This window comes from Undibacterium sp. TC4M20W (genome assembly GCF_049340245.1).
In the GTDB taxonomy this organism is placed as follows: Bacteria; Pseudomonadota; Gammaproteobacteria; order Burkholderiales; family Burkholderiaceae_D; genus Undibacterium.
The window spans coordinates 1-656 of record NZ_JBMPPI010000067.1 but is presented as its reverse complement, the minus strand read 5'-3'; the positions used below and the strand labels follow the sequence as shown (position 1 = coordinate 656).

1 protein-coding gene is annotated in these 656 nt (G+C 50.2%); it reads right to left on the bottom strand.

Annotated elements, in window-relative coordinates:
• Positions 1-131: 131 nt before the first annotated feature.
• The coding region (locus ACO0LL_RS30305; protein WP_422954534.1) for an IS5 family transposase at positions 132-656 on the bottom strand (525 nt) is incomplete at its 5' end.

The following is a 656-nucleotide window of genomic DNA, read 5'->3' as shown; positions in this document are numbered from 1 at the left end:
TTCCATCAATTACAAAATCATGTTCCAGTCAAAGCATAAAACGTGCTGCTGAACATGATTTTCATCAAGAATTGGGGAGTTGTATCCCCAACTTCTTCAGTTCTCGAGCGATTTCTCGCCCATTGGGTACACTATGCCCCTTGCATGCGCATCAAGCGCCTGCGAACCATGAACAAGTTCGCCAGCGCACAAGTAACGAACAAGCGGTGCGCGTTCTTCTGCATCCCACGATATCTGACCTTGGTAAATCCAAACATGCGTTTGATGATACAGAAGGCATGTTCAACCTTGGCACGCACGCTTGACTTGCGGCGATTGGTCAGGCGTTCTTCTTCTGTCAGCGCGTGACTGCGTGTGCCCCGGATGTTGGTAAAGTCCTTTATCCCTGGTGCTTTGCTGCGTGCAACCTGCTTTTGGCCCGTGTAGGCAGAATCGCCCCAGTAACGTGTCTCGCGCCCATGTAGTAAGGCTGGCAATACCTGGCTGTCATGGACATTGGCCCCGGTGGCGACAACGGCATGAATCAATTTGGTCTTGCTATCAACGCCTATGTGTCCCTTCATCCCGAAATACCATTGATTGCCTTTTTTGGTCTGGCGCATTTCCGGATCACGTTTGCCTTCTTTGTTCTTGGTGGAAGAAGGTGCTGAAATGAT